At 61.9% G+C, this 12,785-nt stretch carries 14 protein-coding genes; 5 read left to right on the top strand and 9 right to left on the bottom strand.

Annotated elements, in window-relative coordinates; all coding sequences use genetic code 11:
• Nucleotides 1-236 precede the first annotated feature (236 nt).
• Complete coding sequence (locus QMK17_RS17230) at nucleotides 237-626, top strand: hypothetical protein (RefSeq protein ID WP_283510506.1); 390 nt, start codon at nucleotides 237-239, stop codon at nucleotides 624-626.
• A gap of 83 nt (nucleotides 627-709) precedes the next feature.
• Nucleotides 710-1,243, top strand: a complete 534-nt coding sequence (locus QMK17_RS17225; protein WP_283510505.1) for a DUF2231 domain-containing protein — start codon at nucleotides 710-712, stop codon at nucleotides 1,241-1,243.
• A gap of 13 nt (nucleotides 1,244-1,256) precedes the next feature.
• Here QMK17_RS17225 and QMK17_RS17220 read toward each other — a convergent pair whose 3' ends face one another.
• The 7 genes from QMK17_RS17220 to QMK17_RS17190 form a co-directional block, all read right to left on the bottom strand.
• Complete coding sequence (locus tag QMK17_RS17220) at nucleotides 1,257-1,943, bottom strand: TerD family protein (RefSeq protein ID WP_283510504.1); 687 nt, start codon at nucleotides 1,941-1,943, stop codon at nucleotides 1,257-1,259.
• A 117-nt stretch (nucleotides 1,944-2,060) separates the two neighbouring features.
• Nucleotides 2,061-2,738, bottom strand: a complete 678-nt coding sequence (locus tag QMK17_RS17215) for an Rv1157c family protein (protein ID WP_442972785.1) — start codon at nucleotides 2,736-2,738, stop codon at nucleotides 2,061-2,063.
• Nucleotides 2,739-3,009: 271 nt separating this feature from the next.
• Nucleotides 3,010-3,435 (bottom strand): hypothetical protein, encoded by a 426-nt coding sequence (locus QMK17_RS17210; protein WP_283510503.1) that lies wholly within the window; start codon nucleotides 3,433-3,435, stop codon nucleotides 3,010-3,012.
• Nucleotides 3,436-3,498: 63 nt separating this feature from the next.
• A complete protein-coding gene (locus QMK17_RS17205; protein WP_283510569.1) occupies nucleotides 3,499-3,795 on the bottom strand; it encodes a hypothetical protein in 297 nt (98 codons plus the stop codon).
• Entirely contained in the window at nucleotides 3,792-4,922 is a 1,131-nt protein-coding gene (locus QMK17_RS17200; RefSeq protein ID WP_283510502.1) for a T3SS (YopN, CesT) and YbjN peptide-binding chaperone 1, read from the bottom strand. Before QMK17_RS17200 ends, QMK17_RS17205 begins: the two co-directional genes overlap by 4 nt.
• A 203-nt stretch (nucleotides 4,923-5,125) precedes the next feature.
• Complete coding sequence (locus tag QMK17_RS17195) at nucleotides 5,126-5,260, bottom strand: hypothetical protein (RefSeq protein ID WP_283510501.1); 135 nt, start codon at nucleotides 5,258-5,260, stop codon at nucleotides 5,126-5,128.
• 59 nt (nucleotides 5,261-5,319) lie between these two features.
• Nucleotides 5,320-6,276 carry a GlxA family transcriptional regulator gene (locus QMK17_RS17190; RefSeq protein ID WP_283510500.1) on the bottom strand — a complete coding sequence of 319 codons (957 nt, stop codon included), beginning with the start codon at nucleotides 6,274-6,276 and terminating at the stop codon, nucleotides 5,320-5,322.
• A 118-nt stretch (nucleotides 6,277-6,394) separates the two neighbouring features.
• Here QMK17_RS17190 and QMK17_RS17185 point away from each other — a divergent pair, with 118 nt between their 5' ends.
• A complete protein-coding gene (locus tag QMK17_RS17185) occupies nucleotides 6,395-7,030 on the top strand; it encodes an isochorismatase family protein (RefSeq protein ID WP_283510499.1) in 636 nt (211 codons plus the stop codon).
• Here the strand turns inward: QMK17_RS17185 and QMK17_RS17180 are convergent.
• On the bottom strand, nucleotides 7,014-7,652 hold the full coding sequence (locus QMK17_RS17180) for a response regulator transcription factor (protein WP_283510498.1): 639 nt from the start codon (nucleotides 7,650-7,652) through the stop codon (nucleotides 7,014-7,016). The two genes, QMK17_RS17185 and QMK17_RS17180, sit on opposite strands and share 17 nt — an antisense overlap.
• Nucleotides 7,649-8,704, bottom strand: a complete 1,056-nt coding sequence (locus tag QMK17_RS17175) for a sensor histidine kinase (RefSeq protein ID WP_283510497.1) — start codon at nucleotides 8,702-8,704, stop codon at nucleotides 7,649-7,651. The genes QMK17_RS17180 and QMK17_RS17175 overlap by 4 nt, the downstream gene beginning before the upstream one ends.
• A 180-nt stretch (nucleotides 8,705-8,884) precedes the next feature.
• Between QMK17_RS17175 and QMK17_RS17170 the strand changes: the two genes are divergently transcribed.
• Together QMK17_RS17170 and QMK17_RS17165 are read left to right on the top strand one after the other, a co-directional pair.
• Nucleotides 8,885-10,321, top strand: coding sequence for a serine hydrolase domain-containing protein (locus QMK17_RS17170; protein WP_283510496.1), 1,437 nt, complete (start codon nucleotides 8,885-8,887; stop codon nucleotides 10,319-10,321).
• 103 nt (nucleotides 10,322-10,424) lie between these two features.
• Nucleotides 10,425-12,659, top strand: a complete 2,235-nt coding sequence (locus tag QMK17_RS17165) for an NADP-dependent isocitrate dehydrogenase (protein ID WP_283510495.1) — start codon at nucleotides 10,425-10,427, stop codon at nucleotides 12,657-12,659.
• Nucleotides 12,660-12,785 lie beyond the last annotated feature (126 nt).

The following is a 12,785-nucleotide window of genomic DNA, read 5'->3' as shown; positions in this document are numbered from 1 at the left end:
TCATCGGCGTGTGGAGAGCGATGGAACCGAAACGGTCTCGAGCGCGTCCAACCAGGAGACAGAGCAAATCGATGGGCGAATGTCGCAGCCTGGTAGTGGGGGAAAGTGTTGTGATCGTCGAACAAGAATCCGGCCGCCGTGTTCGGCTGTTGGGTACGTCGTGGCAATCGAGGAATGTCGAATACTGGTTGCGCAGGTTCGGCATCTCCTGTGGTTATCTCTTCATGGCTGCATGCATGTCGCTGTTTGTGTATTGGTTGTTGTATATCGTTGTGACCGAGGCGCAATCGTGGACACGAGTCTTACTGCTCAGTGTTGTCGGCGTTGTTGTGTTGTCGAGTTTCGTCCACGCATTTCGCTCGATCGCACGGACTCCCGAGGAGCGAGCCGACGGGCAACCGGCGGCGTTCCGTAGCGATAACCGACTGTTCGGGCCGCCATCGGCGTCTTCGGGGGCGACGGCTGGTCTCCTCGGATATGCAGGATCGGTGATCGCCGCGTTCCTGATCACCTTCGTGTCGATGTTCGTCGTCGGGCATGTCGTGGTCATGTTTCTGATCTCGTTCCAGCGCTATGCGACGGTGGAGGAGTATCTGGCCGTGCGCGAGTGGGAGGGCAGCCGCTGAATCAGGACTGTGCGGGCAGTAGGGGGTTAACGACACAGGGGAAGCGTGATTGGCCGAGCTACGCCGTGGGTAGGCAGAGTGGCATGACTCTCCCCGGTGTGTTGGACAGCCTCGAATCCGCTTCATTTCTGGACAAGGTCTCAGGCCCTGTCAACAAGACGCTCAAATCTGTGCTCGACGGCAACCCGGTGGGAGGGCTCCTGCGCGGATCGTTCGTCGGCCATCCGATTCATCCGGCTCTCGTCAACGTCACCGTCGGCGCCTGGGCAAGTGCCGTAATTCTCGATCTTGCCGGTCGCGAATCGAAAGCCGCGCAGAGGTTGATCGGGGTCGGACTCGTGTCCGCGCCCGCGACCATTGCAACCGGTTGGGCCGATTGGTCTACAAGGGGAGAGCGAGCACGACGCGTCGGGCTCATTCACGCCGGATCGAATGCGGCTGGAGTTACTCTGTTTCTCGCTTCGTTCTTGCGACGCCGGTCGCGCACCGACGGCCTCGCGAAGGGTCTTGCCGTCGCGGGCTTGTCTGCTGCCGGTCTCGGCGGTGTCATCGGCGGCCATCTCGCCTACAGCGTCACCGAAGCTCAGCCTGCGATCGACGATCGCCTGCTCGGCTAGATGCCGCGCCGGACTACTTTCGTCCTGCAGCCCACTTCATTCCCCAGTTGTATTTCTTGTCGAGGTCAGCCTGGCTCCCTTGGATGTACTCCACCTGACGAGTGACGGTAATACCCTGTTTTGTGTTCTCCAGCAACGCGATCGAACAGATGCGCGCAGAATCGCTTGTCGAATCGAGCTTGACCTCGACCTGCGGTCCTGACGTGGGAAAGAGCGTCACGACGCCGTCGACGGCAGCCCAGTTGGGTGCGCCGTCGTAGATCATTGCGAAGATCAGGATTCGCTTGAACAGTTCGGGGCGCGCGAGGTTGATGTGCATGTTCTCCCCGCCCGTCACAGTGCCGGAACGGTCGTCACCGTCGAGCGCGATGTGCGGTGCGCGATCGATCGCCCCGAAGCTGTTGCCCAGTGCCTGAATGACGCCCTTGGACCCGTCGGCGAGTTCATACAGGCAAGCGAGATCGAGGTCGACGCCGCCGGAGCCGTACGACGCGGCCGCGAGCTTCGCCAGAAAGCCCTTCTTCTTCGGCGCGGGTGCTGCCGCGCCCGTCGACCAGTTCAGGTTGACGCGCATCGAACCTTGCTTCTCACCGGACTTCGTGAGACTGATCGAGGGTGTCGCCGTGGACAGCGTGACCTTGCTCAGGCTGACCGCAGGCGCAGCCGGGGTCGACGGTTTGCGGTTGTAGTCGATCGCCATGAAGTTGAGCCTTCTGTTCGAGTGTCCGGTTTGCGTACTTCAGCCTACCGTCAGAACGCCCGCGCCACCTGCATCGAAAGGATGGCGTCACGGCGTATCTGCTGGCGCGCGCCTGAACTAGGCCTGCACAACCCCGATCGCAGGAGCGAACTGGCAGGGCGGCAATCCATTGCTCGTGTTGTCCAGGATGCTGCCGAACACCACGAAAACCACTGTGCCGCGGCCTGTTGCGAGCGTGTTGGACAGGGTGACAACGTAATCGGCCTGACGCTCCTGGAACATCGGTGCCCGGCCGGACTGTCCGGTAGCGACGTTCAACCACGCGACCTCGAGGTTGTCGGCTTGCAGCGGCGACGACATCGCGGTGTTCATCGCGCTGAAGAACACGTTGACGGTGCCGGGCGGAATGACGGGAACGGGGAGGCTCGTGTCCACTGCGGGGCCGGTGATTGCTCCGGCGACGCCGATCGAGTAGTCGTCGGGTTCGAAACCGCTGGGCAAGCAGTCGGCTGCAGCGCTGTCGTATAAAAACGGCTGCGCACTTCCCTCGGTCAACTCGAAGGATCGAGGGAAGTAGTTGTGCCGAGGCGTTCCGTCGGTAGCTTTGCGCAGCGCGATCAGGGCCGACTCCACTGTCTTGGGTCCGATCGGCATGGCGGCCGGACGAAGTGCCTGTTCGACAGCTACCAGCACGTCGACCGGGGCTGGAGCGGCCTGCGCCGGCATGGTGGTTGCGGCCAGAATGCCGACGGATGCTGTTGCTACGAGCAGGGCGCGTGCCGATGTCTTCTGCATACCCACAGGTTCGTTTCGGCGCCGGTGCGCGTTACGAGAACCGTTTCTTGTGGGTTGGCACCGATCTGGGCTCGCCTCCTGCTGCCGGCTTCTCGGAAGGGGACAGACGCCGGGCGCGCGGCGAGTGAGCAACAGTGTGGCAGCGGTGCGGGGCGGGGGTCGTCGAGCTCATCTCCCGGAGTGGAGCCGGCAGAACTACCCGATGAGCCGAGCGTTTGCATTGTTGTCGCGGTGGTGAGTTGGGTGCCTAGTGGAACACCCAACTCCGCGATCAGAGTGGGTTGTAGATGTAGACCTGTCGCGCCCCGGCGGTTGATCCGGTCTGGGGCGTGAGGAGGGTAAGCCCGTGCTTGGCGCCTGATGGGTCGTATTGGTTGCACCAGCTCTGGCCGTGGAACGAGTTGCACTCGATGGTCTGGCTCGTTCCGAACGGGCTGATGATGATGGACCGATCACCTTGGCTGCCGTAGGCAGCGGGATCGAAGGCGCTGACAAACTTGTCGGTGTAATCCCATGGACCAAAAGGGTTGTCGTTGGTCGGTTGCGCGCCTGCCGATGGGGCGAACATGAGCAGACCTGCAGCGGATACACCGAGTACGGTCAAAGCCTTCTTCAACATGGAAACTCCGTAGGTCGACAAGAACGAGTGTTTCCCCATCATCGACGACGGTGGTCCTCGCGTTACCGAATTCAGCATGAATGGACCATGGTAACCGTCCAACCGTTGCGATGGTCCATTCATGCTGCTGCAGAGAAACTTTCAGAACAGTATCGGACCCTCCGGCGCACGCACGTCGGGGAACCCGTAGTCGCAACCCAATTCGTCGGTGGACCGTGCTCCCCAGTTATCGCGGAACCACGTGACGCAGGCGTCCGCGATGAGGCGCGCGTCGTCGGAGGGCCGGCTCTCCATTTGTGCGATTCCCTGGGCGCGCAGTTTTGTCGTGAACTCACTGGTTTCATAGCCGACGGCGAATGTCGGTGCAGCGAATTCCATCTCGGCCAAGTTGGTGGGGCGTAGGCGTCGGTGATTTTTGTCGAGGCGTGGAGTGTTCACTTTCCATTGTTCGGGGGTGAGGTTTTCAAGCCTTTGCGAGGCATCGTCAGTACGACGAACCGGAGTGCCGAGCGAAGCAGTTGCGCGGTGTTGTTCCACACCGGGTCGTCGAGGTGAGCTTCGGTGCTGCAGATGTCGAGGTACTGCAGAATGGAATCGCGGTCGTTGTTGCAGATCAACGCGACGTCCTCCGGCGTGAGCGGTTGCGTGGTGTCGGCCTGGAGATGGACGATGGTCAAGAACTCGGGTGGAAGCGCGAAGCCGTCCGCAGCCTCGTACAAACTCGCCGCCATCGCGTCTCCGTGCTCCTCGATGAACCGGAGAAACATACCCAATCCGCGACCGAGATGCTCTTCGACCAACGGCGAACAGTCCACTCGCACGGATGCGATGACGTGTTCTTCGCCGATTTGAAAGCGGACGTCGGGCCAGTGCCCGTCGTATTCGTGCACGACCTTATCGGCGGATCGAGCGCGTGGATGGACCGAGAAGACGGAGAACACCTCGACGACGGGCTCCCTCTCGAGAACCTTCAGATATGCGGTGCGCCCGTCGGCGGTGAACGGAATGCCTCCGTCTTCGTCCTTGACCGGCGCCGCGCCTGTGATCGACTCGAGTGCGGCGTCGACCTCATCGCTCAGACGTGTGCGGGCGTTGACCGTTCCCCAGCCGTCCAGCACCGAGTGCGCGTCGAACACGGAGGTGGGGGAGATTCCTGTGGCGCTTGCCGCGAGGAACGAGGGGTGCGTGATTCCCCGAAACTCTCGAAGAAGGACCGTGATTGCCTGAGCGACCTCATCAGGTTCGCCCTCGATCTGGATGTCCTTCCCGATGCTCGTGGCCGGATCGTCGGAAGTGCCCGTCCATCCCGCGTGCAAGAGAAAGATCCACTCGTCATCGGACATTGCCCGCAGGAGTGAACCCTGGATGACTGCCTCCGCCTTGCTTACGCCGCCGATCTTGGTGGCGTTCAGAGTCAGGTCGTCTCGGCGGCCAGGCTTTTCGCGCCCGGTGCAGATTGCCAATACATCGTCGTCGCTCATGTCGCCGAGGTAGGACGCGAGATTGCGCTCGAACCGGCTCCATGCGGTTTGCACTTCGGTGTCGAAATCAGGTTCCTCTGCCATGAGGGACCTCCTTGCGTGAAACACGAACCGTGAACCGGTTCGAAGAAGGATGGGGCGACCGAGCAGTTCTGCCCTGAGGACTTGACTGCAGGGAAGAGGTACGACAAGTTTTCGAATGTAGGATCGACTACTGCGTAATCAACTGGGACGCATTCATTGTCGCATTCGAATCAGAATCATTCGAGTGATTGAATCAGGGTGGGTCATTGGACTTCGGAGACCGAGATGGAGCGGAACGAGTTTGCTGACGAACCAGTCGGGATTGCGATGCCGACGAGGCTGTGGTTGTTGCCCCACGTCAGCGTCGCACCGGCGGCAACAGCTAACTTGATGAACATTCAGTGCTCCGATTTCGAGGGGATGGACACTCTGTCGATCGGAGGGGTGCGGGCGCGCGTTACGCGGTGCTTCGATCGGCGAACTGCTTCCGATATGCACTGGGTGCCACCGCGAATGCCGTAACGAAGTTCTGACGCAGCGTCACGACGCTCCCGAACCCGCAGGCAGCGGAGATGTCCTCCATGCTCCACGTGGTGGTTTCGAGGAGACCCCGAGCTTCGTCGAGCCGTTGATCGAGCACCCAGCGCGCAGGAGTCGCGCCGGTCGCCAGTTGGAATTGGCGGATGAAGTTGCGCCGACTCATGTGCGCGTGTTCGGCCAATCGGTCGACGGTCAGTGGCTCGTGAAGTCTCCCGAGTGCCCAATCGAGCACGTCGGCGATCGCCCTGTCCTCGGGGGCGCGGGGGAGAGGACGGTCGATGTACTGCGCCTGACCGCCGTCTCGGTGCGGTGCGACGACGAGGCTTCGTGCGACGCGGGTGGCCGCGGCGGATCCGAGGTGTTTACGGACGATGTGCAGGCACGCATCGATCGACGACGCAGTGCCTGCCGAGGTCATCACGTCGCCGTGATCGATGTAGAGCACGGATTCGTCGATGGACATCTGGGCGGTCCGCTCCCGCAGCTCGGTCATCCTGTCCCAGTGTGTGACGGCGGAGCGGCCAGCGAGCAGCCCGGTGTCGGCGATGGCGAACGATCCGAGGCACAGGCCGGCGATCTGGGCACCGCGCTGGTGGGCGTCGCATAGTTGAGTTCGGAGATCGTCTCCGATCGGTGGCAGCGACAACGGCCACGACGGCACGATGACGATGTCGGCCCAGTCGACCGTGCTGGGGTCGGCGAGCTCTCCGAGCGTGTAGTTCTCGGCAGTGCTCACCGATGCTGCGTTGTCGGACCACAGTCGGGTTTCCCAGTCCGATGCCAGACCCAGACGTGCGACTTCGCCGAACACCATCAACGGCGCAGCCAGATGGAACATCGTGATTCCGTCGAACGCGTACAGGGCGATTTTCATTTGGGCTCTTTCGCTGGCTTGGCGCAAATCCATCGAAAGTATGCATCTGTGCCACTCGCGTGCGCAACCCTGACGGCGAAAACTCAGAACTCCGACATCGACCACAGGAGTTATCGATATGGCTACACCGCGCCGCGCCCTCATCGTCATCGACGTCCAGCAGGAGTACTTCGAGGGAAGCCTGCAGATCCAGTACCCGCCGCGGCAGCAGTCACTGGCGAACATCACTGCAGCCCTCGACGTCGCTACCGCCCAGAACCTCCCCGTCGCCATCGTTCAGCACGAGATGCCCGAGGGTGCTCCGGCCTTCGTGAAGGGGACGCCCACCTGGGAGCTGCATCCCGACATCGCCTCGCGAATCCTGCCGTCGTGGAAGCGGGTCGAGAAGAAGTACAGCAGTGTGTTTGCCGGCACGGATGTCGCCGAGTGGTTGAAGTCCGAGGGAGTCGACACCGTCACCATCGTCGGATACATGACGAACAACTGTGATCTCGCGAGCTCCGCCGACGCCGAAGCCCTCGACATCTCTGCAGAAATCCTCTCCGATGCCACAGGTGCCATCAACCTCGCGAACGAGGCCGGACACGTGTCGGCCGAGGTGCTGCACAACGCGCTGATGGTGCTGTTCCACTCGAACTTTGCTGCTGTCGCCTCGACGGCCGATTGGACCGAGGCTGTGAAAGCCGGAGAAGCCCTTCCGTCGAGCAATCTGATAATTTCTGCCGCCGAGGGTCTCGCTACCAATTCGTCGTAAAGTTGCGCCCTGACGCTTTGCGGATGCAGTCGACCCGCGAGACTGCTCCGAGTTTGGCGTACACGTTCGTCAAGTGCCGTTTGACGGTCGATTCGGTGATCCCGAGTTCCCGGCCGATCTGCCTGTTCGAGCGCGCCTCGGCGACCAGGCGGAGTACCTCGATCTCTCTGGGCGACAACGGGTTCTCGGCAGGGAGTGGATTCTCGTTGTGCGATTTCCGGGAAGTCGACACCGTCACGTTCTCCGGATTTTGTATCACTGCGTGCAGGCCGGCGATCAACTGACTGCGGTCGACGGTCTTTGCGAGAAATGCGGACGCGCCCGCATCCAAAAGATTCTGGAGTATGACGGGGTTCTCGTGCATTGACAGCACAACGATTGCCACCGACGGAACTCGGGCAAGGATGGCGCTGATGACGGCATGTGCTCCCGGGCCGGGCATTTCGATGTCGAGGACGGCGATGTCGGGGACCACCGCGGCGACTGTGTCGATCGCGGTGGTCCCGTCCGGGCAGTGGGCGACGACGGTGAACGCCGGATCCGTCTCGATCAGGGCCGCAAGCCCATCTCGGAACAGGGTGTGATCGTCGGCGAGAACGACTCGGATGGGAGTGTCCTTCACCAATTGGTTCCTCCGCGGAAATTACCCGAGCGGTCGGGCAAAGGAAGCCGGACGTCGACGGTCGTGCCGAGTCCGGGGTCGGCCACGATCGTCGCAAAGCCGCCTAACAGTTCCGCTCGTTCGCGGATCGACGCAAGTCCGCCGACGGACTTGGTGGACGTGACCGCATCCACGTCGAAACCGCACCCATCGTCGGTGATCACTGCGCGGAACAGGTCGTTCTCGGTGGTCAGATGTAGTGCAATGCTGTTCGGGCTCGCGTGAAGCACTGCGTTGCGGACGGCTTCGCGGAGTAGGAGATAGAGCTCCTGAGTCACCTCGTCGGGCAGACCGGGGTCGCCGCCGCGGGCCACGACACTCGTCTGGATCAACTCGGTCGCCGTGGATTGGAGGTAGGAGGTGAGGGCGTCGCTCAGCGTCTGTCCGTCCATGCGAACCCACAGATCTGCCGAAAGCTGACGAGTGCTGCCGAAGCCGGTGGTGATCGCGTTGTGGGCCGTAGCGAGGTGGGTCTCGGCCCGTTCCGGGTCACGAGTGCGGTAGTGGCCGAACAGTTCGAGCTGCTGCAGTGCGGCGCCCATATTGTGTGCCACTCGGTCGTGGAGGTCGCGGGCTATCCGGCTGCGTTCGTCCTGCTGAGACGACAATAATTTGGTCAACAAGTAGTCGACGTACGGAATGGACCCGACCGCCAACCGGCGCTGTATCTCCCGCTCCAGTGCCGTGCCGAGTTTTATCACGTCGGTCGACGGCAATGCCGCGTCGACGAGTACCGGAAACAGGGCCTCGAACATCAACGACGCGGCCCGCAGCGACTGTGTGGGATGGATACCCGAGCGGGCGCGCTGCTCGCCGATGTCTTCACTTGCGTCCGGGAGTGGTACTTCGCGGAAGTCGCCGTGCAGATATGTCGGGCCGATTGCGCGAACCACGGCCTCTGCCTGCTGGACGAGTTGTGGGCGGATAGCTGACGTCGGGCTTCCTGCGTGTTCGAGGAGATCGGAATACGCAGTCACGGATCGCGCGATGAGCCGATCCACATCGACTGCCACGTTCACCCGCCCTCGTGTTGCGCCCGTCTTCGTACAGAGAATGTAGCGTGTTCGGACACTCGCCACGGACTGGTATTCGCCCGAGCCACTGGGCGGAACTACAACTTTGGTCGCAGCGGGCGCTGTACCTTCGTCGCACAATCATCGGTTGAGCAGTCGCCCTGAAGTAGATTTCGTCCAGTGGAGACGCGCGTTCTCAGGGCTTTCGTAGCAACGTTGGTGGTCGCCGCATCGGCAATGTTCGCCGTCAATCCGGTTGCTGCAGAGGCTCAACCGACGATGGCGCTGCAGTCGGCGGTCGACGATTGGGCGTCGGCGATCGGTGCGCCCGGCATGACGGCTCAGATAGTGGATCTCGGCGGGGTAGTGGCCGAGGCATCGACCGGTGTCGACGGCAACGGCGCACCGGTCGACACCGCGACACCGTTCGTGTGGGGGTCGGTATCCAAACAGTTCACCGCAGCGACCGTTCTGGGCCTCGAACGCGACGGTGTGATCGACACTGAAGAGCCCGTCGTCGACGTCCTGCCCGAGGCTCGGCGGATGCTTCCCGATGTCGCGGTCACGATCGGCGATCTGGTCCACCACACCAGCGGACTTCCGCACGACATCACCGTCACCGACGACTGGACCCGTCGGGGATCGGCGACCGACGCCGTGGCGTCGATCTCGCAGCTCGACGACACCTCGGAGCGCGGCACTTTTCGGTACTCCAGCCTCAACTACATGCTGTTGCAAGCTGTCGTCGAGCAGGCGACGGGGGAGTCGTTCTCCGTTGTTCTGCGCCGAGTGGTGCTCGAGCCTGCCGGGGCAGGTGCCACGATCACCGATCCCGATGAATTCACCCGCGTCGTTCCGCCCGGTCATGTGCCGTTCTTCGGTTCGTCCAAGCCCATCGATGTCGGTGTCGATTCGGCAGGGCTCGGCTACGGCTATCTCGCCGGTTCCGTCGACGACCTGGGTCTGTACGCGTCCTGGCGCCTAGGTCAGTTGCGGGAAGAAGGCGCTGGAGACGAGGTGGAGACCGGGCAGGGCACCGAGTACGGCAACGGCTTGTTCCACGAGAACATCGGCGAACAGAACGTGTGGTGGCATGCGGGTGCGGTGCCTGGCTACTACACGTACGTCGCGATGATTCCAGATCAGGACAAGGCCGTGGTGTTGGCGACGAATCGGTACGGCGAGATCGAGGCGGAGCGCGTCGCGGCAGTCGGGAGGAATCTCACGACCTTGATTCTCGACGGTTCTTCCAGTGAGCTGCCCACATCGATGGCTCGCACCGCGCTCGGCATCATGCTCGGAATTCTCGCGGTAGTCGTCAGCCTCATCGTGTGGTTGGCGGCGAGGATATTCACCGGTGCGTCCACCGAACGCTCGCTCGCCGGAGCCGTCGTGCGAATTCTCACTACCGTCGTTCTCTGCGGCATTGCGGTGATCGGCGCCCTCGCAGGGGTGACTTCGATACTCGGGGCGAGCCTTCTCGTTATGTGGCGTTGGGCTCCGGATATCACGTTGACCTTGTGGATTCTGCTCGGCGCCGTGCTCATCGTCGCGGCGCTCGTGGTGGCCAACGAGGTTGTGGGCTACAACCAGCGTCGCAAACCTACTGGCCAGTAGGTGTCGTTTACAACCTCTGCCCCGCACAGTGTCCCGTCGAAAGTTTAATGTTGGGGTTGGACGTATCCAAAAGACGACGTTGAAACTGAGGCAAAGGCGAAACATGACTGCGAAACAGCCGACCATCATCTACACATTGACCGACGAGGCGCCGATGCTTGCGACGCACGCGTTCTTGCCGGTCGTGCGTGCCTTCGCCAGTGCGGCTGACATCGACGTCGCATCGACCGACATCTCGGTGGCAAGCCGCATACTTTCCGAGTTCCCCGATTACCTCACCGAGGATCAGCGGGTTCCGGACAACTTGGCCGAGCTGGGTCGACTGACGCAACTGCCCGACACCAACATCATCAAGCTGCCGAACATCAGCGCATCGGTGCCGCAGCTCCGCGCGGCCATCAAGGAACTGCAGGACAAGGGCTTCGCCATCCCCGAATTTCCGGGAAACCCGAAGACCGACGAAGAAGCAGAAATCCGCGACCGTTACACCAAGTGCCTCGGAAGTGCCGTCAACCCGGTTCTCCGCGAGGGAAACTCGGACCGTCGTGCGCCGAAGGCCGTCAAGGAATTCGCGCGCAAGCACCCGCACAGCATGACCGAGTGGTCCATGGCGTCGCGTACCCACGTCGCGCACATGCGTGAGGGCGATTTCTACCACGGCGAGAAGTCGACGGTCGTCGAAGGCGACCGTGAGATCAAGATGGAGCTCGTAGCCGCAGGCGGCGAGACCGTCGTACTCAAGCAGCAGGTATCGCTCACCGACGGCGACGTCATCGACAGCATGTTCATGAGCAAGAAGGCGTTGCTCGATTTCTACGAGCACGAGATGCAGGACGCCTACGAGACCGGCGTCATGTTTTCCCTGCACGTCAAGGCGACGATGATGCGGGTCTCGCACCCCATCGTCTTCGGACATGCTGTGCGTGTCTTCTACAAGGACGCATTCGCCAAGCACGGCGACCTGTTCGACGAGCTGGGCGTCAACGTCAACAACGGTCTCTCCGATCTCTACAGCAAGATCGAGACGCTGCCCGCGTCCAAGCGAGACGAGATCATCGAAGACCTGCACAAGTGCCACGAGACTCGCCCCGAGCTCGCCATGGTCGACTCGGCTCGCGGCATCTCCAACTTCCATTCACCCAGCGATGTCATCGTCGACGCATCCATGCCGGCGATGATTCGCGCGGGCGGCAAGATGTGGGGCGCCGACGGTCGTCCCAAGGACACCAAAGCGGTGAACCCGGAGTCCACCTTCTCCCGCATCTACCAGGAGATGGTGAACTTCTGTAAGACCAACGGCGCATTCGATCCGACGACGATGGGCACCGTCCCCAACGTTGGTTTGATGGCTCAGAAGGCCGAAGAATACGGTTCGCACGACAAGACCTTCGAGGTCCCGAAGGCAGGCACCGTCAATATCACCGACATCGCCACCGGCGAAGTTCTGCTGACGCAGGAAGTCGAAGAAGGCGATATCTGGCGTCTGTGCATTGTCAAGGATGCGCCGATTCAGGACTGGGTTGCGTTGGCAGTGCGACGCACACGCGAGTCCGGAATGCCGGTCGTCTTCTGGCTCGACCCGTACCGCCCGCACGAGAACGAGCTGATCAAGAAGGTGCGTACGTACCTGAAGGATCACGACACCGAAGGTCTGGACATCCAGATCATGTCGCAGGTTCGCGCCATCCGCTACACGATGGAGCGCCTGGTCCGCGGACTCGACACCATCTCCGCGACGGGCAACATTCTGCGCGACTACCTGACCGACCTGTTCCCGATCCTCGAACTCGGCACCAGTGCCAAGATGCTCTCCATCGTCCCTCTGATGGCAGGCGGCGGACTGTACGAGACCGGTGCAGGCGGATCGGCTCCGAAGCACGTCAAGCAGCTCATCGAGGAGAACCACCTCCGTTGGGATTCGCTCGGCGAATTCCTGGCGCTGGCAGTGAGTCTCGAAGATCTGGGTCGCAAGACCGACGGTAAGGCCACTGTCCTGGGCAAGGCGCTGGACGCCGCGACCGGCAAGTTGCTCGAGAACAGCAAGGGACCCTCGCGCACCACCGGCGAACTCGACAACCGTGGCAGCCAGTTCTACCTCGCGCTGTACTGGGCGCAGGAACTCGCGAACCAGACCGAGGACGCGGAGCTGGCCAAGCACTTCGCTCCGCTCGCGAAGTCGTTGGCAGACAACGAGGACACCATCGTCAAGGAGCTCAACGACGTGCAGGGTGAGCCCGTCGAGATCGGTGGCTACTACTACCCCGATCCCGAGGCCACCGCTGCTGTGATGCGCCCGAGCAAGACGTTCAACGACGCGTTGGTGGCGGCTCAGAAGTAGGCGGCTTCGCCGCCCGTGCGTGGATAAGCACAGCAGGACGTACTTTTCCGCTCACGGGGCTGGTCTCATTTGAAGGGTCCATTCATACGATTCGATCGTATGAATGGACCTTGCGCGCGTTCAGGA

It is taken from the genome of Rhodococcus sp. G-MC3 (assembly GCF_030063335.1).
Classification (GTDB): domain Bacteria; phylum Actinomycetota; class Actinomycetes; order Mycobacteriales; family Mycobacteriaceae; genus Rhodococcoides.
This window is presented reverse-complemented; position numbering and strand designations above follow the sequence as displayed.

What these genes read in the sequence shown, in the direction of transcription:
- QMK17_RS17230 (WP_283510506.1), top strand. Translation starts at nt 237, where the DNA reads ATGTCGCTGTTTGTGTATTGGTTGTTGTATATCGTTGTGACCGAGGCG.
- QMK17_RS17225 (WP_283510505.1), top strand. Translation starts at nt 710, where the DNA reads ATGACTCTCCCCGGTGTGTTGGACAGCCTCGAATCCGCTTCATTTCTG.
- QMK17_RS17220 (WP_283510504.1), bottom strand. Translation starts at nt 1,943, where the DNA reads ATGGCGATCGACTACAACCGCAAACCGTCGACCCCGGCTGCGCCTGCG.
- QMK17_RS17215 (WP_442972785.1), bottom strand. Translation starts at nt 2,738, where the DNA reads ATGCAGAAGACATCGGCACGCGCCCTGCTCGTAGCAACAGCATCCGTC.
- QMK17_RS17210 (WP_283510503.1), bottom strand. Translation starts at nt 3,435, where the DNA reads ATGCTGAATTCGGTAACGCGAGGACCACCGTCGTCGATGATGGGGAAA.
- QMK17_RS17200 (WP_283510502.1), bottom strand. Translation starts at nt 4,922, where the DNA reads ATGGCAGAGGAACCTGATTTCGACACCGAAGTGCAAACCGCATGGAGC.
- QMK17_RS17195 (WP_283510501.1), bottom strand. Translation starts at nt 5,260, where the DNA reads ATGTTCATCAAGTTAGCTGTTGCCGCCGGTGCGACGCTGACGTGGGGC.
- QMK17_RS17190 (WP_283510500.1), bottom strand. Translation starts at nt 6,276, where the DNA reads ATGAAAATCGCCCTGTACGCGTTCGACGGAATCACGATGTTCCATCTG.
- QMK17_RS17185 (WP_283510499.1), top strand. Translation starts at nt 6,395, where the DNA reads ATGGCTACACCGCGCCGCGCCCTCATCGTCATCGACGTCCAGCAGGAG.
- QMK17_RS17165 (WP_283510495.1), top strand. Translation starts at nt 10,425, where the DNA reads ATGACTGCGAAACAGCCGACCATCATCTACACATTGACCGACGAGGCG.